Here is a 23,902-nt window from a genome sequence, read left to right as displayed (position 1 = left end):
GTGCAGTGAGGCGTAGTGTGATGACCACCACGTGAGACGAATCTCTATGTCCAAATAGTGGAACATTTGTCCACTGACTGGACGTCAGAACTTATTATGTAAGCATACGAATCCTTTTCCGGGCGGTCTCGAGCAGCACCGGTCCGGCCTTTATGAAAGCGCTACTACATGTCATCCACTGCCACTTCCGCAGAGCAGGGGTCCGCCAAACAGGTGAACTCGCGCGGCCGCGTCATCGTCGCCAGCCTGATCGGCACCACCGTTGAGTTCTACGACTTCTACGTGTACGCCACCGCCGCCGTGCTCGTCTTCCCGAAGCTCTTCTTCCCCGGCCAGAACGAGACCACGCAGCTGCTGGCCTCCTTCGCTGTGTTCGGCGTCGCCTTCATCGCCCGGCCGCTCGGCTCCGTTGTCTTCGGACACTTCGGTGACAAGTTCGGCCGCAAGGGCACCCTGGTCGCGTCGCTGCTGACCATGGGTATTGCCACCTTCCTGATCGGCTGCCTGCCGACGGCGACCGTACCCGGCTGGACCTTCTGGGCACCGGCGCTGCTGGTTGTCCTGCGCTTTGCCCAAGGCCTTGCCCTCGGCGGGGAATGGAGCGGCGCGGCGCTGCTGGCCACCGAGAACGCCCCGGCGAACAAGCGAGCCATCTACGGCACGTTCCCGCAGCTGGGTGCGCCGATCGGCTTCATCATCGCCAACGTGATCTTCCTGGTCTTCAGCTACACCCTGACGCCCGAGGCCTTCATGGACTGGGGCTGGCGCGTGCCGTTCCTGCTGAGTGCCGTGATGGTCATCATCGGCCTGTACGTCCGGCTCAAGCTGATCGAAACCCCCGCCTTCACTAAGGTCCTGGAGTCCAACGAGGTCGCCAAGCTGCCGCTGGCCCGGGTCTTCAAGACCAGCTGGCGCCAGCTGATCCTGGGCACGTTCATCATGCTCGCCACCTATGTGCTGTTCTACCTGATGACCACGTTCACGCTGACCTACGGCACCCGCGCCGCCAGCCTGGACGCCGCCAAGGCCGCCGCCGAGAAGGCCGGCAAGCCGATGACCGAGGCCGCCGCGGCCGCGTTCGTCCCCGGCCTGGGCTACAGCCGCAACGACTTCCTCTGGATGCTGATTGCCGGCGTCGTGTTCTTCGGCATCTTTACCCTGGTCTCCGGACCGCTGGCTGAGAAGTACGGCCGCCGCAAGATGCTGATCGCCGTGACCATCGGCATCTTCGCCTTCGGCCTGCTCTTCGTCCCGCTGTTCAGCGCCGGCTTTGTCGGCACGATGGCCCTGCTGATCATCGGTTTCTCCCTGATGGGGCTGACTTTCGGTCCGATGGGCGCGCTGCTGCCGGAGCTGTTCCCGACGAACGTCCGGTACACCGGCTCCGCCATCAGCTACAACTTCTCCAGCATCCTCGGTGCGGCAGTGGCCCCGTTCATCGCCGTCTGGCTCTGGGAGATGGCGAAGGGCAGCCCCGTGCTGGTCGGCGTCTACCTCGCCGCCATGTCGGTGCTGACGCTGATCGCACTGTTCCTCAGCAAGGAAACCCGCGACCTGGACTACACCAACAACGTGGCCTGACGCTCCGGCCCAGTCACTGACGGAAATGCCCGGTGTGTTCACTGAACACACCGGGCATTTCCATGCCGGCTGCCGGCCTGGTCAGCGCGCGTACAGCTCCACGAAGTTCCGCAGGATTTTCATCGGTTCGCTGGCCGTGAACCGCCGGGCCTCCACCATCAGCATCTCTGCAGATTCCGGCGGGAAATATCCGGCATGGCGGTAGATGTCGATCCTCGTGACCAGACCCAGCGCATCGAGCTCCGGGTGGAACTGGGTGGCGTACAGGTTGGTTTTGATCCGGAACATGTGCACCGGGCAGGCTGCGGAGCCGGCCAGGAGCACTGCGTGGGACGGGAGGAGGCTGCAGGCCTCCTTGTGGCCGCTGAAAGCCGTGAAGCTCTCCGGCATCCCGCGCAGTAGCGGGTCCACCAGCCCCTCCTTGGTCAGCTTGATGGTCACCCCGCCAAGCCCCTCGCCGTAGGTCCGGTCGATCACGGCGCCCTGGTGCCGGCCCAGCGTGCCGACCCCGTAGCAGGCGCCGAGGAAGGGGAAGTCAGCAGGCACGATCCGGTCGAGCAGGGCAGCAAGCTCATGCTCCACCCGGTGCTGGACGTCGCTTTTCTGCTCGGCAGGGTCGCTGGAGGTGAACGGGCTGCCGCCCACAATCACGCCGGAGTATTCGGAGAGGTCCAGCGGGGGCAGCGGAGCGGCTTCCATCCGGATGCGCCTCAGCTGTGAGGGATCGAGTCCGCCGTAGCGGAGGTAGGCCTCGTATTCGTCCTCGGCGGCGGCGTCCTCGGCCCGGGAGGCAAGGAGCAGGAATGGCTTCACAGACCAAGTCTGCACGGGCGGGACACGGGGGCGCCAGAGGCGCGCCTGCGTCCCGCCCTTCGGGCTGCTATTCGGCGGCCGCGTCCTCGATCAGGGCGATGATGGCTCCCGCGGAGACGGTCTCGCCGGCGGCGGCGGACAGGCCGATCACGATTCCGGCGCGGTGGGCGGTAAGCGGCTGTTCCATCTTCATGGCCTCCAGCACCACCACGAGGTCGCCCTCGGCAACGAGGTCGCCCTCGACGACGGCCACCTTCACGATGGTGCCCTGCATGGGGGAGGTCAGGGCGTTGCCGCTGGCTGCCGCCACGGCGCCGCCGCTGCGGGAACGCTTCTTGGCTTTGGCCGGCTTGGCGGCGCCCGCTCCGCCTCCGGTGCCCAGCGACGCCGGGAGGACGACCTCCAGGCGCTTGCCGCCGACCTCGACGACGACGCGCTGGCGTTCGCCGGCGGCAGGCGTTTCAGCCTCGGTGCCGGTCGGGGTCCAGGCGGGGATGTCGTTGACGAAGGCTGTCTCGATCCAGCGGGTGTGGACCTTGAACGGGCCCACGGCGGGGGCGAAATCAGGGTTGGTGACCACGGCGAGGTCGAACGGAATGACGGTGGGGATGCCCTCGACCACCATCTCCTGGAGCGCGCGGCGGGCGCGCTGGAGGGCCTGCGGGCGGGTGGCGCCAGTGACGATGAGCTTGGAGAGCATCGAGTCGAAGTTGCCGCTGATGACGTCGCCCTGCTCGACGCCGGAGTCGATCCGGACGCCGGGGCCGGTGGGGTTCAACAGCCGGGTGATGGTGCCCGGGGCGGGCATGAAGTTCCGGCCCGGGTCCTCGCCGGTGATGCGGAACTCGATCGAGTGGCCGCGGACTTCGGGGTCCCCGTAGCCGAGTTCCTCGCCGCGGGCCAGCCGGAACTGCTCGCGGACGAGGTCGATACCGGTGACTTCCTCGGAGACGCAGTGCTCCACCTGGAGGCGGGTGTTGACCTCGAGGAAGGAGATGGTGCCGTCCTGGCCGACGAGGAACTCGCAGGTGCCGGCGCCGAGGTAGCCGGCCTCCTTGAGGATGGCCTTGGAGGATTCGTACAGCTGGCGGTTCTGCTCCTCGGTGAGGAACGGGGCCGGTGCTTCCTCGACGAGCTTCTGGTTGCGGCGCTGCAGTGAGCAGTCGCGGGTGGAGACGACCACCACATTGCCGTACGCATCGGCAAGGCACTGGGTCTCGACGTGCCGCGGGGCATCCAGGAAGCGCTCGATGAAGCACTCGCCGCGGCCGAAGGCAGCGACAGCCTCGCGCACGGCGGACTCGAACAGTTCGGGGATTTCCTCGCGGGTGCGGGCTACCTTGATGCCGCGTCCGCCGCCGCCGAAGGCTGCCTTGATGGCGACCGGCAGGCCGAACTTGTCCACGAACTCGAGGATTTCCTCGGCGGTCTCCACCGGGTCGGCGGTGCCGGGGACCTGGGGGGCGCCGACCTTTTCGGCGATGTGGCGGGCCTGGACCTTGTCGCCCAGGGCGGAGATTGCGGCGGGGGAGGGCCCGATCCAGGTGATGCCGGCGTCGATCACCTTCGCGGCGAACTCGGCGTTCTCGGCCAGGAAGCCGTAGCCGGGGTGGATGGCGTCGGCGCCGGAGCGGTGGGCCACCTCGATCAGCTTGTCCATCACGAGGTACGACTCGGCGGCGGTGTTGCCGCCCAGGGCGTAGGCCTCGTCGGCGAGCTTGACGTGCAGTGCGTCGCGGTCCGGTTCCGCGTAGACCGCCACGGAGGCGATGCCTTCATCGCGTGCGGCGCGGATGATGCGCACAGCGATTTCGCCGCGGTTGGCGATCAGCACCTTGCTCAGAGGATGTGTGCCCGGCGGGGTGGCTACGGCGGTGCCCTCGTGGGCTGGGCGCGGCACGGGATTTGCGGACTGCTCCGAATTTGCTGACAAGGCGTCTCCTTCTTTCCTTCAGGGAGCCTAGCGCGGTTTTGTGGGTTCCGCCGATATTACTTGCGGATTCCGCGCGTAAAGCGCCCAGCCTTTGTAGGGTTGCTACAAAGGTCTGCAAATTAGCTCACTCAGCCCGGAGCAGTGCGGGATCCGCGGCACCGGTGGTCCACAGTTCGGTGATGCCCACCTGCGCTTTGCCCAGCAGCCCGCGGAGGGTGGAAATGGAAAGCCCGACGACGGCGTGGGGGTCGCCGTCGACCTTGCGGATGAACGCCCCGCCGTAGCCGTCGATCGTGAAGGAGCCGGCGCACTGCAGCGGCTCCCCGGTCGCGATGTAGGTGTCGATTTCCTCGGCGCTCATCTCCATGAAGTGGACCTCGGCGGAGGAGACGTGCCCGAGGGTCGCGCCGGAACCTGCCGCCCCGGATTCATCGGACTCCTCGGTGTCGCGGCAGTCGACGAGCCAGTGCCCGGTGTGCAGCACACCTTTGCTGCCGCTCATCCGGAGCATCCGCTCCCGGGCAACCTCGGCGGTGTACGGCTTGCCGTGCGCCTCGCCGTCGAATTCAAAGACCGAATCGCAGCCGATCACCAGCGCGCCGTCGGCTTCGGGCAGGGAGGCGACGGCCTCGGCCTTGGCCCGGGCCAGGAGCAGGGCGGTGTCGTGCGGGTCGGTCACGCCGTAGCGGGCCTGGACGGCATCCTCGTCCACATCGGAGACGAGGATCTCGTGCCGGATGCCGGCGTCGGTCAGCAGCTTGGTGCGGGCGGGGGACTGGGAAGCAAGAATGAGGCGGGTCACCGTTCCAGCCTAGTTCACCGCGGCACAGCAACGCGGGGTCACTTTCGGCCCATCCGGCGGCGGATTATGGGCGCTAGGTGACCCCGCGTTGCCGTGCTCAGGGCTTGAGCTTGTCGAACGTGACGGCGCCGGTTCTCGCCGTCGCTCGCTGGCCCGCGCCTAGGAGGAGGGCTGGGAGAGCCCGAGCCGGGGGAAGAGGAGTTCGAATCCCTTGTTCAGGCCGCCGTTCAGCGCCGCGATTCCGTGTCCCCCGTCAGGGACCTCGTAGTAGGTGACGGTCATTCCCGCGGCTGCTGCTGCCGCCGAGACATGACGGGCAGCCTCGAGGTAGACGGGGTCGTCGGTTGAGGCCGTGAAGATGCCCTGGGTGTTGGGGTACCTCTGTTGTTTCATGATGTTGACCGGCTTTTCGGCGTCGTAGGCTGCCTGGTTGCCGCCGAACACTTCGCGGAGGTTGGTCTCGGGGTTCTCGGCTCCGGGGAATTCTTCCCCGGAGATGTCCACAACGTTGCCCCAGATCGAGGGGTATTTGGCGGCGAAGGAAATGGCGCACTGGCCGCCATGGGAATAGCCCGCAATGGTCCAGTATTTCGGGTTGTCAATGATGTTCAGGTGGATGCGTGCCCAGTCGACCACGTCGCGGTTGATGAAGGTTTCCGGACGTCCGTAAAGCGGTGAGTCGAGGCACAGATTGTCGACCAGGGGGTCGCCAAGCTGGTCTGCAACGATGACGATCGGCGCCAGTCCGTCATGGTGTGCGGCGTAGTCGTTGAGGACTTCGGCGGCATGCTGGGGGTCCGGATCTCCGGGCTGTCCCATCATCAGAACCACCAGTGGCAACGCCGGAGGGTTGGGGACCCGTGCTGCCGGGGGCAAGTACAGGCCCGCCGGGCGGGAGGGAAACCCGGATATTTGCGGCGGGATGAGGACTTGGGCGGTTGAACCCTCGGAGGGCATTCCTGCAGGTGCCTTCCAGGTTTCCCACAGGGGCTTCTGCGGTGCGGCGGCATGGTGTGCGGCCGGTCCCAGGTCAATCCTCGGGGCGAGGGAGACCCCCAGGAATGAGGCCAGGGTCGCGTTCAGTCCGTAATATGCATTGATACCTAAGGCCGCGCTGGCAGCGAAGCTGAGAACTGCGACGGATGCGAGCACCTTGCGCCAGGGGCCGGAGGCCCGGAGGTTTGCGCCGCAGAGGCCTAAGCCGGCGAAGAACGCTATGACCCAGATGCGAACGGCCCACCCGAGGGGACCGCCGAATGCGTGCATGATCTGCTCCGCCACCAGCACGATGACGGCCCCGGCCGCGGCGCCGGCTGCGCCCGAGAGTGCCGTCATGGCCAGCGTCCTTGGCGCGCGTCGCATCAGAAGAGTGGCGCAGAGGGCGATGCTGAGAACGTATGACGCGACGATCAAGGGCCCGTCAATGATGTTGAGAGCCAGAATGAATTTCCCCATGGCACCTCCCGCCCACATTGCGCGGCTGCCGTCCCGCCGGAATTGCGTCCTCCGGAGTGCCGGGCGGCGATACCGCTGTACCAATCCCGGACTTCCCGTCCGGTCCCCGCCGCTGATCATAGCGGCTGAAGATTGCGGCCGGCTGGGAATCCAGATCCCCGGGGTCCGTGGTGACCGGCGTGCTATCAAAGCCCGAGCAGCCGCTGCTGCTGGCAACCGCCGTGCTTTCTGTCCCAAGCGCCGGCCAGGACGCCGCTCATGGATTACCACCGCCGCCGCGGGGGTGGCCGGTGGCGCGGTGGCAGGCGAAATGGCGAAGCTCCGGTCAAATAGCGGTTGACCGGAGCTTCGGTCCATTATGAGTGGGTGAACCTTGACGTTCGCTGGGAAAGCCAGCCGAGTCTCCCGTAGGTGTCCGAGGGGCTGACCTTCCGGTCCCGCGCCGACCGGCCCGGGAGTCCCAAACGGAGGCTTGCCCGGGGGCGGAAGACCCTGTCAGCGGATGTTTGCCCGTGGTGGAGTTGAACGGGGATCCTACGGAGAATCGAGCGTTCCATGACTGGATGGCTAGTGGCAAGCGTTGGCACGGTTGGTGAGGGAACTTATTTTGGCTGGGACGGCTTCACCATCCAGTCCGGAAACCTGATAGTGATCGTCGTGATGATCATCCTGTTCGTTCTGGCCTTGGTCCTTCCCTTTCCCGGCGGGAAGCGGCGGAAATGAGCGCCCATGCGACACCGCGGCCCGGTACGCCGGCCGATGAAACTGACGCCCACACCTGGACCGGCAGGGCCCGCCGGTGGCTCCTGAAGAAGCTTCCTCCGGACAAGCTCTTGCCCGAGGATCAGCCAAGCTACGTGGCGTCCTGGTCGTACGTCTTCGGCATGGGGGCCATCGCTTCCCTGCTGTGGATCGTCATCTCCGGAATCGTCCTGGGACTGAACGGACCCCAGTGGTATCACGTGTCCTCGCTGGGGAGCTTCGTCAACAGCACCCATTTGTGGAGTGTGGAATTCTTCTTCATCTTCATGGTGGTGCACCTGTGGCTGAAATTCTGGATGGCGGCGTGGCGCGGGGGCCGGGCCCTGACCTGGATCACCGGAGTGCTCTCCTTCGTCGTTTCCATCGTGGCGGCCTTCACCGGGTACCTGCTCCAGACGAACTTCGATTCCCAGTGGATTGCGTTTGAAGCGAAGGATGCGCTGAACGCGGTCGGAGTGGGTGCCTGGTTCAATGCGGCCAACGTCGGGCAACTCTTCACCTGGCATATCACGCTGTTGCCCCTGGCCGTGGGTGCGGTGGTGGTCCTGCATGTACTGCTGGTCCGGGTCCACGGCGTTGCACCGCCGCTTGAGGCGGCGGAGTCCGATGCCCAACTGCTTCACAATCGCCGGGAGTCCACCCAACCTCCCGGGTACACCCAACCTCCGGAGTCCACCGAATCCCGGGACGCAGTGCGATGACCAGGAAAAGCAGCAGCATCTCCTGGCGGAAGACGGACGACCTTGCCAGCCGGCCCTGGACGGGCAGCGTCCGCGAATATGACCTGATCAAGGAACTGATCATCGGTGTCGTGGTTGTCGGCCTGCTCGTGCTTGGCGTTTCCGCCATCTTCGGGTCCCCTGATGAGCCCAGCGTCAGCCTCAAAGCGTGGGCCACGGCCGCCCCGGCGGATTTCGTTGCCACCGCAACAAAGGAACTTGCCGGAACCAGCGATAGTGCGGGCTACGGGCCGCCCTACAACTCGACGCCGGACGCAACGCAGAAGGTCGGCCCCGTGGACCTTCAAAGCCTCTCCGGTGTCCGCCTTCCGGTCGATAACGCCAGCGACTTCGTGACCGCCCCGCTGGCGACGCTGCCGTCGCCGCCAGCTGACCTTGCACTTTGGACGGCCGGCACCGACCAGCAGCGCTCGGACTGGGCAGCTGCCTATTCCATCGCCCTCGCCGCTGCGCCGGACAACGACCCGGCCAAGGTGGCCGATGGCGACTACGGCCCGGTCCCGGCGCTGACCGGCGCATTGCTGGACATGGCGCGCCAGGGCAGTCTGGACGGCGTACTGCAGAGCGGCGGAAATTTCTACAACATGGACTACACCCGAAGCCTCCTGTTTCTGGGAGACGGAGGCTACTTCCCGGGTCTTGCGGCAAGCCAGCACCTCTCCGGGGATCAGTGGGGTGTGATGAACGAAACCGGCGATACTCCGGGGCAGTCCTGGCTGTGGCTCTTCTCGCTCCTTTACCAGGTGGAACCGTTCAAGTCCGCTCCCAATGCCGATGCCCTGGTCGTCATCACGATGCTCGTGCTCACGGCATTGCTGGCCTTCCTGCCGTTCATCCCCGGTCTGAGGTCGCTGCCACGGAAGATCCCTCTTCATCGTTTGGTCTGGAAGGACTACTACCGCAATCGCTGAGTCTGCCTCCAGGCCAGGGGGCCGGATACGAGACTGCCCGCCGATCGTGTGATCAGCGGGCAGTTGCGTGTCGACGGCGGACGCTACCGTGCGGCGACCGTTACAGGCTCAGCCTCGGGTGAGGCCGCTGCGGCGCGGGCCGGCTTGCGCAGCTTGGCGCCTTCAACGTCCACGTCCGGCAGGATGCGGTCCAGCCAGCGCGGGAGCCACCAGGCCCTCTCACCAAGCAGGTACATCACCGCCGGGACGATCGTCATCCGGACCACGAACGCGTCGATCAGGACACCGAAGGCCATCGCGAAGCCCAACGGCCGGACCATGTTCAGGTGCGAGAAGATGAAGCCCGAGAACACGCTGACCATGATGATCGCGGCCGCGGTGACCACGGCGGCCGCGTGGCTGAAGCCCGAGCGGACCGCATGCTTGGCCGGTTCGCCGTGCATGTAGGACTCGCGCATTCCCGAGGCGATAAACACCTGGTAGTCCATGGCCAGGCCGAACAGCACACCGATCAGGATAATCGGCAGGAAGCTCAGCACGGCGCCCGGGTTCTCGACGCCGAAGATGGTCCCCAGCCAGCCCCACTGGTAGACCGCGACGACGGCGCCGAACGCGGCGGCGAGCGAGAGCAGGAATCCGCCGGTGGCCAGCAGCGGCACCCAGATGGAGCGGAACACGAGCAGCAGCAGGATCAGCGAGAGGCCCACCACGATCGCCAGGTACGGCGGCAGTGCGTCACCGAGTTTGGTGGACACATCGACGTTTCCGGCGGTCTGTCCGGTGAGCCCGATGCTGACGCCGGTGCTGTCCTTGATCTGGCCCTTTTCGGCGCGGAGTTCGGAGACCACCTGCACGGTGCTGGCGCTGGCCGGGCCTTCGTTCGGGATGACCTGGAACACGGCAGTGCGGCGGTCCTCGCTCAGGGCCAGCGGCACGGCGGCGCTGACATTCTGGGTCCCGCGCAGGATGTCCGCGACGTCGAACTGCTTGGCCTTCGCGTCGGCTTCGCTGAGTCCGGCGGGGAGGTCGCCCACCACGATGATCGGGCCGGTCATCCCTTCGCCGAAGCTCCGCTTGGTGACGTCGTAGGCCTTGAAGGCCTGCGAGGAGACCGGCTCGGAGCTGGCGTCCGGCAAGGCGAGCCGGAGCTGGCTGGCCGGCAGCGCCAGGACACCGAGCAGCACCACACCGGCCAGCAGGGCCAGCCACGGGTGCTTGGTGACGATGCCGCCCCAGCCGTGGCTGCTGCGGTATTCGTCCTTGGCGCGGTCCTCGGTTTCGTGGCCCGGAGCGGCATTGTGCTTGTCCGCCTTGGCCCAGGCCCGCTTGGAGATCAGTTTCCGGCCCACGAGGGAGAGCACAGCCGGCGTCAGGGTCAGGGCGACGACGACGGCGACGGCCACCGTGGCGGCGGCGGAGAGGCCCATGACGGCCAGGAACGGAAGACCCGGGACAACGAGGGCTGCGAGGGCGATGATGACGGTCAGGCCGGCGAAAAGCACAGCATTGCCGGAGGTGCCGGTGGCCAGGGCCACGGACTCCTCGGGGTCCATGCCGGAGAGCAGCTGCCCGCGGTGCCGGTTGACGATAAACAGGGAGTAGTCGATCCCCACGGCGAGGCCCAGCATCAGCGCCAGCATCGGGGAGATGGAACTCATGTCGAAGGCCCCGCTCAGGGCGAAGGTGGCACCCACACCGACGGCGACGCCGACCACGGCCATCAGCAGCGGAAGCCCGGCCGCGACCAGGGTCCCGAGCATGATGATCAGGACCAGGGCTGCCACCGCGATGCCGAGGATCTCGGCGGTGCCAAAGAGCTCGGAGATGTCCTCGCTGATTTCCTTGCTCGGCAGCGCGGTCACGTTGGCGGCGGAAACCTCCTTGACGATGTCCTGGACTTCCTGGCGGACCTCGGGCTTGAGCCCGTTGATGGAGGTCTTGAACTGGATCTGCGCGATCGCGGCCTTGCCGTCCGCGGAGACGAAGCGGAGGCCCTTGGAAGCCTCCAACTGCCGGGTGCCAAGGGCCAGCTTGACTACGCCGGCTTCCAGTTCCGTGGTGCCGGCGTCGATCTTGGCCTGACCTGCCGTGAGGGCTGCCTTCTGCTGGCCGAGCTGGGCCTCAATCGCAGCGGGCGGCAGTCCGGCGGCCGTCATCTGCTGTTCGGCAGCGTCCAGCTTGGCCTTTCCTGCAGCGAGTTCGGCGGCGGCCGTCTCCAGCTGGGCCTTGCCGGCAGCGGACTGCTCCTTACCTGCGGCGAGGTCTGTGGCGGCCTTGTCCAGCTGGGCCTGCGTGGCGAAGGGATCAACCGTGCCCTGGACGTCCGGAAGGGACTTGAGCTTGGCGAGGGCAGCCGTCACGGCTTCCTGGCCGGCCGGGCTGAACCGGGCGTCGTTGGCTTCGAACACCACGCTGGCGGAACCGCCGGAGGATGAGGGAAGCTCCTTCTTCAACTTGTCTGCCATCTGCTGGGTTTCGGTGCCCGGGATCTGGAAGTTGTTGGACAGGGTGCCGTGGAAGGCGGCTGCCGCGCCACCGACGGCGACCATGACGGCAAGCCAGACGGAGATGACGAGCCAGCGGTGGCGGTAGGAGAACTTGCCGAGGCGGTAGAGCAGTAGGGCCATGTCAGTGCCGATCTGGGGAAGGGGAGTCGGTGGAGTTGGCGGCCGGGGTGGCTGTCAGGGTGGGCTGGACGGTGTCGGGGCGGGCGAACCCGGAGCCCAGCAGGCTCATGGAATTGATCAGGAGGTGCCGGAGGGTGGACAGGGATTCCGGCGTCAGGGATCCGCCGCATCGGGCGAACCAGACGTCCATCGCGGCTTTGCCGCAGGAAATGACAGAGCCGGCCAGTGCGCGGAGGTACAGCTCATCGAGTTCGACGCCGCCGCCGGCGCTGAAGCGCTCGCGGGCCGCGGAGATGATTTGGGCGGTGCAGTGGTCCCAGGCTTCCAGCTCGGACCTGCTCAGTTGCGGGTTGGCCTGGCCAAGGCTGTACAGCTCGGCCAGGGGAGCGACGGTCATCGGATCTGCGAGTTCCACGAGGGCGGCCCGGGCGGATTCCAGGAAGGGTTCCCCGACCGGCCGCAGCCGGAACTGCTGAAGCGCCGTGTCCAGGAAGCCGAACGTGACGGCGGCGATGGCGGCTTCGGTGCTGCCGAAGTAGTTGAAGAAGGTGCGGCGGGATATGCCGGCGGCGTCGGCGATGTCCTCGACCGTGAAGTTGCCGGGGCCGCTGGAGCGGAGGAGCGCCAAGGCGGCGGCGGTGATCGCCTGGCGGGTGGCCGCCTTGTTCAGCTCACGGCGCGACGGCGCCTCAGGCGGGGTGCCGGACGCCGGAGGCGCGGCTGCGCGGAGATAACTGGAAGCGGACACGCACTTACACTACGTGCATGTTTGCACTCAGGGCAAGTTTTTCTCCGGCTCGGACTTCGTCAGAAAAATGGACTGGCCCGTGGCGCCCGGCTCCCCCGCCGGGATGGGGATGGCGAACACGGCCGTGCCGTAGGCGCAGACCTCGGTCCAGGTGGTCCCCAGCTGGGAGTTGTCGAAGCGCATGGCAACAATGGCATTGGCACCGCGTTGCTCTGCCTCGGTCACCATTCGGGCCATGACCTGCTGCCTGCTCTCGTAGAGCATGCGCGTCATTTCGGGCAGTTCCCCGCCGCCGATTGAGCGGAAGCCGGCCAGCATCTGGTTGCCGATATCCCGGGCGCGGACGGTAAGCCCCATCACCTCGCCGAAAACGGCGTCGATACGATGGCCCGGGATGTCACTGGAAGTCACGATCAGCATGCCCCGAGCCTACCCACCTCGGGACGCGCGGACCGGGACAGCCGCGGGAGCCCGGCCGAATGATTCGCCCGGAGCCCCTTGGAAACGTTCACAGGAAGATGAAAGGTTCCGGACAGCTCCCGCAGATGCGGCTGGCGGACACTTGAACTACGTCTTGGAAGAGACAGTAGCCAATGGCAGCGGGCACCATGCTGCAGACCAGGAGACAGCACATGACACGTACGAAGAGAATTACGCTCGCCATTTCGGCCGGGGCTCTCGCTCTGGGCGCAGGCCTTGGAGTTACCGGGATGGCGTCGGCAGCCACCACTCCGACCCCAGCCCCCAGCTCCAACGCCTCGGCGAACGCGACGCCCGGCAGCACCGACGGTCAGGGCATGCGCGGCGGCCACGGACCCGGCCACGGACCCGGCCGCGGCGGAGAGCGCGGCGGCGCCCAGGCTGCCGCACTGGCTGCCAAGCTCGGCGTTGACGAGGCCAAGGTGACTGAGGCCCTGCAGGCCTTCCGCGAGGCCAACAAGCCCACTACCCCGCCGGCCGAAGGCACCAAGCCGGATCGCGCCGCGATGGACGCGGCCCTGGCGAAGTCGCTGGCGGCGTCGCTGGGGATTGACGAAGCGAAGGTCACGACAGCCCTGGAGGAGCTGCGGACCGCGGCCCAGGCCGACCGTGCTGCGGAACTGACGACCAGGCTGGACAAAGCCGTCACCGACGGCACGCTGACCCAGGCCGAGGCGGACGCCGTCACGAAGGCCGTCGAGAAGGGCGTGATTGGCGGAGGCGGACACTAGGCCCCCGCTTAGCCGCCGATCCTGACGCGGCACAACCAAAGAAGTCCCCGGGAGGTTCCCGGGGACTTCTTTTTGCTCGTGCCTGGTGCAGCGGTTACGCCTTGGCGCCGGCCAGCTCGCGGCCTTCCGGCGACGCCGCGGGAGCAGCGGCAGCGGAGGGGTCGACGGCGGCCGTGCCGGCGTCGTCGACTGTGCCGTCGACTTCGTCGGAGAACGGGTCACCGGTGCGCGGTGCGTTGTACAGTGTCTCGTCGAGGATGCCCTGGCGCTTGGCCACGATGGTGGGGATGAGTGCCTGCCCGGCCACGTTGACGGCGGTGCGGCCCATGTCCAGGATCGGGTCGATTGCCAGCAGCAGCCCGACGCCGGCCAGCGGCAGTCCCAAAGTGGAGAGGGTCAGGGTCAGCATCACGACGGCGCCGGTGGTGCCGGCGGTCGCGGCGGAGCCGAGCACGGAGACGAGGGCGATCAGCAGGTACTGGGTGAAGTCGAGCTGGATGCCGAAGAACTGGGCGACGAAGATCGCCGAGATGGCCGGGTAGATCGCGGCGCAGCCATCCATCTTGGTGGTGGCGCCCAGCGGCACGGCGAACGAGGCGTAGGCGCGGGGGACGCCCAGGCTGCGTTCGGTCACGCGCTGGGTCAGCGGCAGGGTGCCCACCGAGGAGCGGGAGACGAAGGCCAGCTGCACCGCCGGCCAGACGCCCGAGAAGTACTGCTTGACGGACAGGCCGTGGGTGCGGACCAGGACCGGATAGACGACGAACAGCACGAGTGCCAGACCCACATAGACCGCGAAGGTGAATTTGCCCAGGGAGCCGATGGTGTCCCAGCCGTAGATGGCCACAGCGTTGCCGATCAGGCCGACGGTGCCGATCGGGGCGATCCGGATGATCCACCAAAGGACCTTCTGGATCACGGCAAGGGCGGAGGCGTTGAGGCTCAGGAACGGCTCGGCGGCCTTGCCCACCTTCAGTGCCGCGATGCCGACGGCGACCGCGATCACCAGGATCTGCAGGACGTTGAAGCTCACCGTGGTGCTGGCGACGCCCTCGGTGACGGTGGTGCTGGCGCCAAGGCCGAGGAAGTTCTTCGGGAACAGGCCCGTCAGGAAGGCCCACCAGTCGCCGGACTTGCCGGCGTACTTGGCCTCCTGGGTGATGCCGGTGTTGGCGCCGGGCTGCAGGAACACGCCCAGTCCGATGCCGATCAGCACGGAGATCAGCGCCGTGATGGCGAACCAGAGCAGCGTGTTCCAGGCCAGCCGGGCGGCGTTGGAGACGGCGCGCAGGTTGGAGATGGAGCTGACGACGGCGGTGAAGATGAGGGGCACGACGGCGGTCTGCAGCAGCGAGACGTAGCTCGAGCCGATGGTCTGCAGCGTGGCGCCGAGGGCGTTCGGGCTCGCCTTGGTGCTGCCCGTGTACTTGGCCAGGAGGCCCAGGCCCAGCCCGACGATCAGGGCGGCGATGATCTGGAAGCCGAACGAGCCGGCCCACTTGGGCAGCTGGAAGCCGGTCTTTCCGGCGGGTGCGGGGGTGCTTGTCTGAGTGCTCACCGGACCACGCTAGGGCCGGGGCACTTATCACGGCGAACGGATGTTGAGAAATGTTACGTGGCAGTTTTCTGGGTCCGGCCGGGGAATCCCTGGGAATACGCCGGAAGACTACCCGTTTGTGAAGTTATTCCGGTCCCCGGTGTGGCGATTGTCTCCCGCTAGGGAGCCTGGGGGCCCGGATTCCCGCCGGGGAGTGCGCGTCCGCCGTCGGCCGCCTCGAGGTGAGACTTCGCGCCCATGCGCCGCTCCGCAATGGGCGCCAAGTGTCACCTCGGCGGGGCGGTTGCGCGGCGGGGCGGTTGCGCGGTGGAGGTGGCGACGGCGGGGGCGGTGGCAGTCAAGTTTGGAGGGGCTTACTCCAGCAGAGCGCGCTTGAGGGTGTCGAGGCCGACGGAGCCGATGTTCAGCGCCTTGGTGTGGAAGGCCCTGAGTTCGAAACCCGGACGGGATTCGAGCTCGGTGCGGATCTGCTCCCAGAGCCGCTGGCCCACCTTGTACGACGGCGCCTGGCCCGGCCAGCCGAGGTAGCGGGTGAACTCGAAGTTGAGCTGGCCTTCGCTGATCGCGAGGTTCTGCTGGAGAAACCCGTACCCCTTGTCCGGAGTCCAGGTGCCGGAGCCCCAGCGCTCGGGCATCTCCAGCTCCAGGTGGACGCCGATGTCGAAGACCACCCGGGCTGCCCGCATGCGCTGCATGTCCAGCATGCCATGTGGTCACCCGGGTCCTTGAGGTAGCCCAGTTCCTGCATCAGCTTCTCGGCGTAGAGTGCCCAGCCCTCACCGTGGCCGGAGGTCCAGCAGACGTTCCGGCGCCACTTGTTGAGCAGCTCGCGGCGGTAGGTGGCGGTCGCCACCTGCAGGTGGTGGCCCGGGACGCCCTCGTGGTAGACCGTCGTGGTCTCGGCCCAGGTGGTGAACGTGTCCTCTCCCGGCGGCACCGACCACCACATGCGGCCCGGGCGGCTGAAGTCGTCCGACGGCCCCGTGTAGTAGATGCCGCCCTCATCGGTCGGGGCAATCCTGCACTCCAGGGTCTTCATGACGTCCGGGATGTCGAAGTGCACGCCCGCGAGGTCGGCCACGGCCTTGTCGGAGAGCTCCTGCATCCAGGCCCGGAGGGCGTCGGTGCCCTTCAGCTGCCGGGCGGGGTCGTTGTTGAGGACCTCCTTGGCCTCCTCGATCGTGGCGCCGGGCCGGATCTCCTCGGCCACACGCTCCTGCTCGGCAATCAGGCGGTCCAGTTCCTGCACGCCCCAGGCGTACGTTTCCTCCAGGTCCACCGCGGCGCCAAGGAAGACGCGGGACGCCAGCGAGTAGCGCTCGACGCCCACCGCGTCCTTCGCCGGGGCGACGGGAAGCAGCTCGGACTCCAGGAAGCCGGCCAGCCGGGAGTATGCCACGCGCGCCGCGGCAGATCCGGCGTCGAGCCGGGCCTGCACGTCCTCGGGCAGCGGGCCCTCCGCGGTCCGGGCTTCGGCAGCCAGCTTCGCGAAGAAGCCGTCCTCGGCGGCGTGCTTGGTGGTCTGTTCGATCACGATCTTCACCTGGCGCGCGGCGGAAACCTTGCCGTCCTCCTTGGCTGCGCGCAGCGACACGATGTAGCCGTCCAGTGCGGCGGGGACGTTGTGCGCGCGGCCCGCGATGTGGTCCCACTGCGCCGCGGTATCCATCGGCATGAGGTCGAAGATCGCCCGGATCTCCTGCGAGGGGGAGGCGATGTTGTTCAGCTCGGCAAGGTCCCAGCCGGATTCGTGGAGTTCCAGCTGCAGGCCCAGGCGCTCGCGCATGGCATCCAGGGTCACGGCGTCGACGTCGTCCGCCGCCTCCAGGCCGTCCAGCGCGGCGAGCGTCTCCCGAGCGGCAACCGCGAACTCCTCGATCCCGGCGGGCGAGAAGTCCTGGTACTCGGTCTCGTGACCGGGGAGCCCGAGCTCGGTGGCGAAGCTCGGGTTAAGCCGGATCAGGGTGTCCGTGAAGGCATCGGCGACGGCATCGATGGCGGTGTGCGGGCGCCCGGGGGCAGTATTTCCAGTGGTTTCGATAGTCACCCGAAAGACACTAGCCCGGCTCCGGCTGTTATGAAAGGGTTGCTGCACTTTTCCCGAGGGACTTCTTCCCGAGGACTTCACACTTCCCCGCAGAGGGCTTAGCCGCGGCTGCGCTTCCAGGAGCCGGGCCCCGGCTTCGGTGCCAGCTGCAGCTGCTGCCGGCGGATCCAGTGCCGGGCGCTCGGCTTTTCCGGTGCGGCAGCTTCGCCGCTGCCCAGGGACAGCACGACGGCGGTGAGCGCCGCGAGCTCCTCCGGCGTCGGCTCGCCCTTGACGACGGCGAGCAGGGGCTGCTCGGCGGGCGGCGTCGTCGCCTCAGGCTCGGCCGCGCCCGGGGCTTGCGAAGGCTGGGAGCCGGGGGGGACTTGCGGGGATAGGGGGTGGGTGGGGCTCACAGCGGGATGTTCCCGTGCTTCTTGGCGGGCAGGCTGGCGCGCTTGTCCCGCAGGGCACGCAGGCCCTTGATGATCTGCACGCGTGTCTCGGACGGGGCGATGACCGCATCGACATAGCCGAGCTGGGCGGCCTGGTACGGGTTGAGCAGCTCTTCCTCGTACTGCCGGATGACCTCGGCGCGCTTGGCCTCGACGTCGCCGCCGGCCTCCGCAACGGCGGCGAGTTCGCGGCGGTAGAGGATGTTGACGGCGCCCTGGGCGCCCATGACGCCGATCTGGGCGGTGGGCCAGGCGAGGTTGAGGTCCGCGCCGAGCTTCTTGGAGCCCATCACGATGTACGCCCCGCCGTAGGCCTTGCGGGTGATGACGGTCAGCTTCGGCACGGTGGCCTCGGCGTAGGCGTAGAGCAGCTTGGCGCCGCGGCGGATGATGCCCTGGAACTCCTGGTCCTTGCCCGGCAGGAAGCCCGGCACGTCCACCAGGGTGATGATCGGGATGTTGAAGGCGTCGCAGTGCCGGACGAAGCGGGCGGCCTTCTCCGAGGCGGCGATGTCCAGGGTGCCGGCGAACTGCATCGGCTGGTTGGCCACGATGCCCACGGTGTGGCCCTCGATCCGGCCGTAGCCGATCATCACGTTCGGCGCGTAGAGGGACTGCATCTCCAGGAAGTGCCCGTCGTCCACGAGCTGCCCGATGAGCTTGCGCATGTCGTACGGCTGGTTGGCCGAATCGGGGATCAGCGCGTCCAGGGCGAGGTCCTCCTCGTCGATCTCCAGCTCCTGGGAGTGCTCCAGCACCGGGGCCTCGGCGAGGTTGTTGGAGGGCAGGAAGTCCAGGAGCTCGCGGACGAACTCGATGGCGTCGGCCTCGTCGGAGGCGAGGTAGGTGGATGTTCCCGTGTTGGCGTTATGCTGGCGGGCGCCGCCGAGGGTTTCCATGTCCACGTCTTCGCCGGTGACGGTCTTGATCACGTCAGGGCCGGTGATGAACATGTGCGAGGTCTTGTCCACCATGACCACGTAGTCGGTCAGGGCGGGGGAGTAGGCCGCGCCGCCGGCGGACGGACCCATGATGAGGGAGATCTGCGGGACCACCCCGGAGGCGTGCACGTTGTTGCGGAAGATGTCCGCGAACATGGCCAGCGAGGCTACGCCCTCCTGGATGCGGGCACCGCCGCCGTCGAGGATGCCGACGACGGGGCAGCCGTTGCGGAGCGCGAATTCCTGGACCTTGACGATCTTCTCGCCGTTGACCTGGCTCAGCGAACCGCCGTAGACGGAAAAGTCCTGGCTGTACACGGCGACGGGGCGGCCGTCCACGGTGCCGTAGCCGGAGACCAGGCCGTCGCCCAGCGGCTTTTTCTTCTCCATGCCGAAGGCGGTGGAGCGGTGCACGGCCAGGGCATCGAACTCGACGAACGAGCCGGCATCCAGCAGCAGGTCGATGCGCTCCCGGGCCGTGTTCTTGCCGCGGGCATGCTGCTTCTCGACCGCTTCCGGGCCGGAGGGCTGTTCAGCACGGGCCTGGCGGTCGCGGAAGTCGGCAATCTTTCCCGCGGTCGTGGTCAGATCGTGGCTCATCAAGTGTCTCCGGCTCTGTAGCTGATGTTCTGCTGAATCGTGTGCTGCGTGTGCTGCTGCTGTGCTTCGCCGGCCCTGTCCCGTGTGGCGCTTTAGCTGGTCTCCACAAAGGCCGGGCCTTGATGGCAAGTCTAGTGACGCTACTGGCCCGTGCCGCTGTAGAAAACCTACAATATTCGCCCCAACTCTCACCGGGACCACCTTGCCGGCGCGGGGCGCCGGCCGGGCGCGTCGTAGTTACTCGTCAGTAACATGACTCCGCTAGAGTGTCCTCATGACTTCGAGCAATGATGCTTCGGGCACCGCTGCAGGGCCCTACCAGGCCGCCGGTTCCCTCCAGGGCCGCACCATCCTCATCTCCGGGGGAAGCCGCGGCATCGGCCTGGCCATCGCCACCCGCGCCGCGCGCGACGGCGCCAACATCGTCCTGATGGCCAAGACCGGCCAGCCGCACGCCAAGCTGGAAGGCACGGTCTACTCTGCCGCCGAACAGATCGAGGCAGCCGGCGGCCAGGCCCTGCCGCTGGTCGGGGATGTCCGCAACGACAGCGACGTCGCCGGCGCGGTGGCGTCCGCGGTCGAACGCTTCGGCGGGATCGACATCGTCATCAACAACGCCTCCGCGATCGACCTGTCGAAGACGGACGACGTCGATATGAAACGCTATGACCTGATGCAGGACATCAACGTCCGCGGCACCTTCCTGCTCTCCAAACTCGCCCTGCCCGCGCTGCGGGACTCCGACGCCGGCCAGATCCTGACGCTGTCCCCGCCCCTGAACCTGGACCCCAAATGGGCCGGCGTTCACCTGGCATACACGATGGCGAAGTACGGCATGAGCCTGACGACCCTGGGACTGGCCGAGGAACTGAAGATCGACGGCATCAACGTCAACTCGCTCTGGCCCTGCACCCTGATCAACACGGCCGCCATCCGCAACATGCCCGGCGGCGACAAGATCGTCCTGGGCGCCCGCGGCCCCGAAATCATGGCGGACGCCGCCCACGCGGTCCTGACCAGCAGCAACGCGATCCCGGAATCCGGCAGCTGGAGCGGCAACTTCTACACGGACGAGCAGGTGCTCGCCGCCGCCGGCGTCACGGACTTCACCCCGTACAGCCTCGGCGCCCCCGAGGACCGGCTGATCCCTGACATCTTCCTCTGAGTTTCCTGAGCTTCGGTGGCGCCGGCGGTCCGGAACCGAGCCGGCAGCGCCATGACTCGGTAGGATTCAAAGCATGGAAGCCGCGCAGGAAGCCCCGGAACGTCCGCCCCTCGATCTGAACGCCCTCAGCGATGAGGCGTTCCTCTCCGCCAACGGCATTCCGCGGCTCACGGTGGTGGACTCCACCGGCTCCACCAACGCCGACCTGATCCGCGGCGTCACCGAGGATCCCGGGGCATACCCGGATCTCACCGTGCTCACCGCCGAATACCAGAGCGCCGCCCGCGGCCGCCTTGACCGCCGCTGGGAAGCTCCTGCCCGCAGTTCGGTTTCCGTGTCGCTGGTGCTACGCCCGGTCAACGCCGAGGGACGCCCGCTGCCCACGCAGAGCTACTCCTGGCTCTCGCTGCTCGCGGCCCTTGCCCTGCGCGAGGCGCTGCTGGAAACCGCGGGAATCCCGGCCGAACTCAAATGGCCCAACGACGTCCTGGTCCGTGGCCGGAAGATCGCCGGCATCCTCGCCCAGCTGGGCCCGATGGAGGGCGGCGCCGTGCCGCCCGTCGTCCTGGGGACCGGGCTGAACGTCACCCTCACCGAAGCCGAGCTCCCGGTGCCCACCGCCACCTCCGTCCTGCTGGAACACCCGTCCACGGTGGACCGGACCGAGCTGCTGAAGAGCTTCCTGTCCCGGTTCGCCACCCTCTACCGCAGCTTCTGCAACGCCGACGGCGACCCCACCGCCGGGATGGCCGGCGGCCACTCCCTGCACAAGCGGGTGGAGCACCTGCTGACCACGCTCGGCAAGCAGGTCCGCGCCCAACTGCCCGGCGACCACGAAATCATCGGCCACGCCACCCGCCTGGACGAGTACGGCTCACTCCTGGTGGTGGACTCCAGGGGACACGAGCATGTGGTGACGGCCGGCGACGTGGTGCACCTGCGCCCCTGGACCCCACCGGGCACCGGAAACGGCACGGAAAGCGGCACCGAAAGCGGCGAGGACCAGCCCGGCGGTGCTTCCGGCGGTGCCGGCCGGCATCCGGGCCACGAAAGCGGTTATGCGTAAAGAGCTCTACCCGGGCGAGCAAGTGATTGTGGTGTCCCGCCCGCAGCCCAGGACCCTGATTGTCCCGGCGCTCCTGTTTATCCTGGTCCCGGCGCTCGCCGCCTACGCCAGCGCCTTGATCATCAAGGGCGGGCCGGCACAGCTGGTCCCGCTGGCCAGGGACTCCGCCAGGGAGTGGACGCCGTGGCTGATCGGGGCCTGCATTGCACTCGCGGCCTGGGTGCTGGTGGGCTACTGCCTGCCGCGGGTCATGGGCTGGCACGCCACGAAATACGTCCTGACGAGCCAGCGCCTGGTTGCCCGTTACGGCATGTTGCGGCGGCGCGATGAGCAGGTTCCCCTCGGCACTGTCCGTAATGTGGTCATCCATCAGTCGTTGCTCCAACGCGTATTGCGCTCCGGGAATATATCCTTGGAGACCGGACACCCCACCAGCATGGTGGTGCCCGACGTCCCGGAGGTCGCGACGTTCCGAAACTTTATCCTCGACGCCATCAACGATCTCCCGCAGGAGGAGGGCTGGGGCTCCGAGGGCATGATGCACAACCCCGATGCGGCGTGGCCGTGGGAGACGAGAGAAGGTGGAAGAGATGAGCGCTGAGAACGTCCACCAGGACACCGGGCTCCTGGACGAAGAACCGTCACAGGTTCCGGATGCCGTCGTCGAGACCGCCAACCTCCAGGAAGTCGTCCTCGATTCCGTGGCAGAACAGATTGATGCGGACGCCGAGGAAGCTGCCGCGAACGCCGAGGCCTGGCTCCCGGACTCCGCGGACACCGATGTCACGGTGGAGCCCCAGGCGGACGCCGACGACGCCGCCGACGACGCCGACGACGCCGCCGAATCGGCCGGCGCGGAAGCGGCAGCCGCCGTCGTGCCCCCCACCGGCACCATGTCCACGGAACGCATCGCACTGAAGGCCCTGGAGCAGCGCCTGCTCGGCGGGGAACGCAAGCTCCGCCGCCGTGAAGTCGCCTCCGGCGCCGGACTGTCCCTGCTGTCCGCCCGCAAACTCTGGCGCGCCCTGGGCTTCCCCAACATCGGCGACGAGGACGTTGCCTTCACGGAGCGCGACCAGTCGGCGCTGAACACCATCGTGGACCTGGTCCGCGCCGGCAAGCTCACCGAGGAAGCCGCGATTTCCGTCACCCGCGCCATCGGCCAGATGACGGACCGCATGGTGGTCTGGCAGATCGAAGCCCTCGTCGAGGACATGGTCCACCAGCAGGGCGTCACCGACGCTGTGGCCCGCAAACGCCTGGTCAGTGAACTGCCGTCCCTCGTGGACGCCCTGGAGGAAATGCTGGTCTACTCCTGGCGCCGCCAGCTCAACGCCGGCGTCCAGCGCCTGGCCGTGCGCGCCGAGGCCGGGCTCGCGTCCAGCGAGGAAGGCCGCGAAGGCGATGAGGACGACGCCCCGCTGCCGCTGGCACGGGCGGTCGGCTTCGCTGACCTCGTCTCCTACACCAGCCTGTCCCGCAGGATGAACGAAAAAACCCTCGCCCAGCTGGTCCAGCGCTTTGAGAACAAGTGCGCCGAAATCATCTCGGTGGGCGGCGGGCGGCTGGTCAAGACGGTCGGCGACGAAGTACTGTACATCGCCGAGACCCCGGCAGCGGGCGCCGAAATCTCCCTCGCGCTGTGCCAGGCCTTCACAGAGGATGAGATTCTGCCCCAGGCCCGCGTGGCCATGGTGTGGGGCCGCATCCTCTCCCGGCTGGGCGATATCTACGGTCCGACCGTGAACCTGGCGGCGCGGCTCACCGCGCTGGCCGATCCCGGAACCGTGCTGGTGGATTCCATGACCGCGTCCGCACTCGAACAGGACGAACGGTTTGTGCTGCTTCCGCGCCCCGCCGAGGACGTCCGCGGCTTCGGCGAAATCCACCCGGTGGAGCTGCAACGCGGCAGCGGCCACGGGCTGGTGCTGGACTAGCTGGTCCCGGACCGAAGGCATCCTGACCTGCACCGATGCCGGCACCGCGGGTGACGACCCCGGCAGGGTTTCTCTAATCGATAGCTAATATGGGATAGTCGAGCTATCTGGCACCAGCAGCGGGCGATGCCCCATGCTTTGGCTGCCGTGACTTTGGGGGATACCGCACACATGAAGACCTTCCTGGCAGCCCTGCGGCCAAAAACGCGCCGCGCGGTCCCGGCACGCCCGCTGACCGCCCGCCGCAAACACCTGATGGCCGGAACCGGCATTGTTGCTGCCTCCGCCGTCCTCATCACCGGCGCCATCATTTATCCGGGGTTTAAGACCACTGAGGTGGAGTTGAATGATGGCGGGGTGTGGGTGGTGTCGAAGTCGAAGAATGCGGTGGGGCGGTTGAATTATCCGTCGCGGGTGTTGGATGGGGCGGTGACGCCGGCGTCGGCGACGTTTGATGTGTTGCAGGATGCCGGGACGGTGTTTGTTGATGACAGTGCGGGCTCGACGTTGAATCAGGTGTCGGCGGCTCAGTTGCGCCTGGGCGGGGATAAGAAGCTGCCGGGTGCGGCGG

General features: G+C 67.3%; 20 protein-coding genes and 1 pseudogene. 10 read left to right on the top strand and 11 right to left on the bottom strand.

Annotated elements, in window-relative coordinates; all coding sequences use genetic code 11:
* Positions 1-168: 168 nt before the first annotated feature.
* Positions 169-1,581: an MFS transporter gene (locus tag QCD75_RS12050; protein WP_301228872.1), complete on the top strand. Its 1,413-nt coding sequence runs from the start codon at positions 169-171 to the stop codon at positions 1,579-1,581.
* A gap of 81 nt (positions 1,582-1,662) precedes the next feature.
* On the opposite strand, the gene QCD75_RS12045 is transcribed toward QCD75_RS12050, so the two are convergent.
* The 4 genes from QCD75_RS12045 to QCD75_RS12030 all read right to left on the bottom strand — a co-directional run bounded on the left by QCD75_RS12045 (position 1,663) and on the right by QCD75_RS12030 (position 6,584).
* Positions 1,663-2,394, bottom strand: a complete 732-nt coding sequence (locus QCD75_RS12045; RefSeq protein ID WP_301228870.1) for a glutamine amidotransferase — start codon at positions 2,392-2,394, stop codon at positions 1,663-1,665.
* Positions 2,395-2,461: 67 nt separating this feature from the next.
* A complete protein-coding gene (locus tag QCD75_RS12040) occupies positions 2,462-4,294 on the bottom strand; it encodes an acetyl/propionyl/methylcrotonyl-CoA carboxylase subunit alpha (RefSeq protein WP_301228957.1) in 1,833 nt (610 codons plus the stop codon).
* Positions 4,295-4,451: 157 nt separating this feature from the next.
* Positions 4,452-5,129 (bottom strand): Maf family protein, encoded by a 678-nt coding sequence (locus QCD75_RS12035; RefSeq protein ID WP_301228868.1) that lies wholly within the window; start codon positions 5,127-5,129, stop codon positions 4,452-4,454.
* A gap of 159 nt (positions 5,130-5,288) precedes the next feature.
* Entirely contained in the window at positions 5,289-6,584 is a 1,296-nt protein-coding gene (locus tag QCD75_RS12030; RefSeq protein ID WP_301228866.1) for an alpha/beta hydrolase, read from the bottom strand.
* A 555-nt stretch (positions 6,585-7,139) separates the two neighbouring features.
* Here QCD75_RS12030 and QCD75_RS12025 point away from each other — a divergent pair.
* The 3 genes from QCD75_RS12025 to QCD75_RS12015 are packed head-to-tail and all read left to right on the top strand — an operon-like array spanning position 7,140 to position 8,997.
* Positions 7,140-7,307: a hypothetical protein gene (locus QCD75_RS12025; protein ID WP_301228864.1), complete on the top strand. Its 168-nt coding sequence runs from the start codon at positions 7,140-7,142 to the stop codon at positions 7,305-7,307.
* On the top strand, positions 7,304-8,047 hold the full coding sequence (locus tag QCD75_RS12020) for a cytochrome b N-terminal domain-containing protein (RefSeq protein WP_301228862.1): 744 nt from the start codon (positions 7,304-7,306) through the stop codon (positions 8,045-8,047). Before QCD75_RS12025 ends, QCD75_RS12020 begins: the two co-directional genes overlap by 4 nt.
* On the top strand, positions 8,044-8,997 hold the full coding sequence (locus QCD75_RS12015; RefSeq protein ID WP_301228860.1) for a hypothetical protein: 954 nt from the start codon (positions 8,044-8,046) through the stop codon (positions 8,995-8,997). The genes QCD75_RS12020 and QCD75_RS12015 overlap by 4 nt, the downstream gene beginning before the upstream one ends.
* An 83-nt stretch (positions 8,998-9,080) precedes the next feature.
* On the opposite strand, the gene QCD75_RS12010 is transcribed toward QCD75_RS12015, so the two are convergent.
* From QCD75_RS12010 to QCD75_RS12000, 3 genes are read right to left on the bottom strand one after another with little or no spacing between them, the layout of a single operon-like run.
* Positions 9,081-11,624: an MMPL family transporter gene (locus tag QCD75_RS12010; RefSeq protein ID WP_301228858.1), complete on the bottom strand. Its 2,544-nt coding sequence runs from the start codon at positions 11,622-11,624 to the stop codon at positions 9,081-9,083.
* A 1-nt stretch (position 11,625) separates the two neighbouring features.
* On the bottom strand, positions 11,626-12,372 hold the full coding sequence (locus tag QCD75_RS12005) for a TetR/AcrR family transcriptional regulator (protein ID WP_441005476.1): 747 nt from the start codon (positions 12,370-12,372) through the stop codon (positions 11,626-11,628).
* Positions 12,373-12,399: 27 nt separating this feature from the next.
* Positions 12,400-12,792, bottom strand: a complete 393-nt coding sequence (locus QCD75_RS12000; protein WP_301228856.1) for a YbjQ family protein — start codon at positions 12,790-12,792, stop codon at positions 12,400-12,402.
* Between the two features lie 212 nt (positions 12,793-13,004).
* On the opposite strand from QCD75_RS12000, the gene QCD75_RS11995 reads away from it, so the two are divergent.
* A complete protein-coding gene (locus QCD75_RS11995; protein ID WP_301228855.1) occupies positions 13,005-13,583 on the top strand; it encodes a hypothetical protein in 579 nt (192 codons plus the stop codon).
* Positions 13,584-13,677: 94 nt separating this feature from the next.
* Here the strand turns inward: QCD75_RS11995 and QCD75_RS11990 are convergent, their stop codons facing one another.
* From QCD75_RS11990 to QCD75_RS11975, 4 genes and pseudogenes are all read right to left on the bottom strand, one after another.
* Entirely contained in the window at positions 13,678-15,141 is a 1,464-nt protein-coding gene (locus QCD75_RS11990) for a dicarboxylate/amino acid:cation symporter (RefSeq protein ID WP_301228854.1), read from the bottom strand.
* 353 nt (positions 15,142-15,494) lie between these two features.
* Positions 15,495-17,188, bottom strand: a pseudogene (locus tag QCD75_RS11985) (DUF885 domain-containing protein).
* A 98-nt stretch (positions 17,189-17,286) separates the two neighbouring features.
* Entirely contained in the window at positions 17,287-17,475 is a 189-nt protein-coding gene (locus QCD75_RS22370) for an acyl-CoA carboxylase subunit epsilon (RefSeq protein ID WP_226759944.1), read from the bottom strand.
* A 104-nt stretch (positions 17,476-17,579) separates the two neighbouring features.
* Positions 17,580-19,163: an acyl-CoA carboxylase subunit beta gene (locus tag QCD75_RS11975; protein WP_301228853.1), complete on the bottom strand. Its 1,584-nt coding sequence runs from the start codon at positions 19,161-19,163 to the stop codon at positions 17,580-17,582.
* 274 nt (positions 19,164-19,437) lie between these two features.
* On the opposite strand from QCD75_RS11975, the gene QCD75_RS11970 reads away from it, so the two are divergent.
* The 5 genes from QCD75_RS11970 to QCD75_RS11950 form a co-directional block, all read left to right on the top strand.
* Complete coding sequence (locus tag QCD75_RS11970; RefSeq protein WP_301228852.1) at positions 19,438-20,328, top strand: SDR family oxidoreductase; 891 nt, start codon at positions 19,438-19,440, stop codon at positions 20,326-20,328.
* Between the two features lie 73 nt (positions 20,329-20,401).
* Complete coding sequence (locus QCD75_RS11965; RefSeq protein WP_301228851.1) at positions 20,402-21,394, top strand: biotin--[acetyl-CoA-carboxylase] ligase; 993 nt, start codon at positions 20,402-20,404, stop codon at positions 21,392-21,394.
* Positions 21,387-21,995 carry a PH domain-containing protein gene (locus QCD75_RS11960; protein WP_301228850.1) on the top strand — a complete coding sequence of 203 codons (609 nt, stop codon included), beginning with the start codon at positions 21,387-21,389 and terminating at the stop codon, positions 21,993-21,995. The genes QCD75_RS11965 and QCD75_RS11960 overlap by 8 nt, the downstream gene beginning before the upstream one ends.
* Complete coding sequence (locus QCD75_RS11955) at positions 21,985-23,331, top strand: adenylate/guanylate cyclase domain-containing protein (RefSeq protein WP_301228849.1); 1,347 nt, start codon at positions 21,985-21,987, stop codon at positions 23,329-23,331. Before QCD75_RS11960 ends, QCD75_RS11955 begins: the two co-directional genes overlap by 11 nt.
* Positions 23,332-23,586: 255 nt before the next feature.
* Positions 23,587-23,902: hypothetical protein (locus QCD75_RS11950; protein ID WP_301228952.1), on the top strand; the 316-nt coding region annotated here is incomplete at its 3' end.

It is taken from the genome of Arthrobacter sp. PsM3, assembly GCF_030433895.1.
In the GTDB taxonomy this organism is placed as follows: domain Bacteria; phylum Actinomycetota; class Actinomycetes; order Actinomycetales; family Micrococcaceae; genus Arthrobacter.
Note: the sequence above shows the minus strand (reverse complement) of the source record. Positions and strands in the feature narration are given on the sequence as shown.

Coding starts and splice junctions, on each gene's coding strand:
- QCD75_RS11955 (WP_301228849.1), top strand. CDS start 21,985: ATGAGCGCTGAGAACGTCCACCAGGACACCGGGCTCCTGGACGAAGAA.
- QCD75_RS12025 (WP_301228864.1), top strand. CDS start 7,140: ATGACTGGATGGCTAGTGGCAAGCGTTGGCACGGTTGGTGAGGGAACT.
- QCD75_RS11970 (WP_301228852.1), top strand. CDS start 19,438: ATGACTTCGAGCAATGATGCTTCGGGCACCGCTGCAGGGCCCTACCAG.
- QCD75_RS11975 (WP_301228853.1), bottom strand. CDS start 19,163: ATGAGCCACGATCTGACCACGACCGCGGGAAAGATTGCCGACTTCCGC.
- QCD75_RS12020 (WP_301228862.1), top strand. CDS start 7,304: ATGAGCGCCCATGCGACACCGCGGCCCGGTACGCCGGCCGATGAAACT.
- QCD75_RS11965 (WP_301228851.1), top strand. CDS start 20,402: ATGGAAGCCGCGCAGGAAGCCCCGGAACGTCCGCCCCTCGATCTGAAC.
- QCD75_RS11995 (WP_301228855.1), top strand. CDS start 13,005: ATGACACGTACGAAGAGAATTACGCTCGCCATTTCGGCCGGGGCTCTC.
- QCD75_RS12000 (WP_301228856.1), bottom strand. CDS start 12,792: ATGCTGATCGTGACTTCCAGTGACATCCCGGGCCATCGTATCGACGCC.
- QCD75_RS11960 (WP_301228850.1), top strand. CDS start 21,387: ATGCGTAAAGAGCTCTACCCGGGCGAGCAAGTGATTGTGGTGTCCCGC.
- QCD75_RS12030 (WP_301228866.1), bottom strand. CDS start 6,584: ATGGGGAAATTCATTCTGGCTCTCAACATCATTGACGGGCCCTTGATC.
- QCD75_RS12010 (WP_301228858.1), bottom strand. CDS start 11,624: ATGGCCCTACTGCTCTACCGCCTCGGCAAGTTCTCCTACCGCCACCGC.
- QCD75_RS12015 (WP_301228860.1), top strand. CDS start 8,044: ATGACCAGGAAAAGCAGCAGCATCTCCTGGCGGAAGACGGACGACCTT.
- QCD75_RS12050 (WP_301228872.1), top strand. CDS start 169: ATGTCATCCACTGCCACTTCCGCAGAGCAGGGGTCCGCCAAACAGGTG.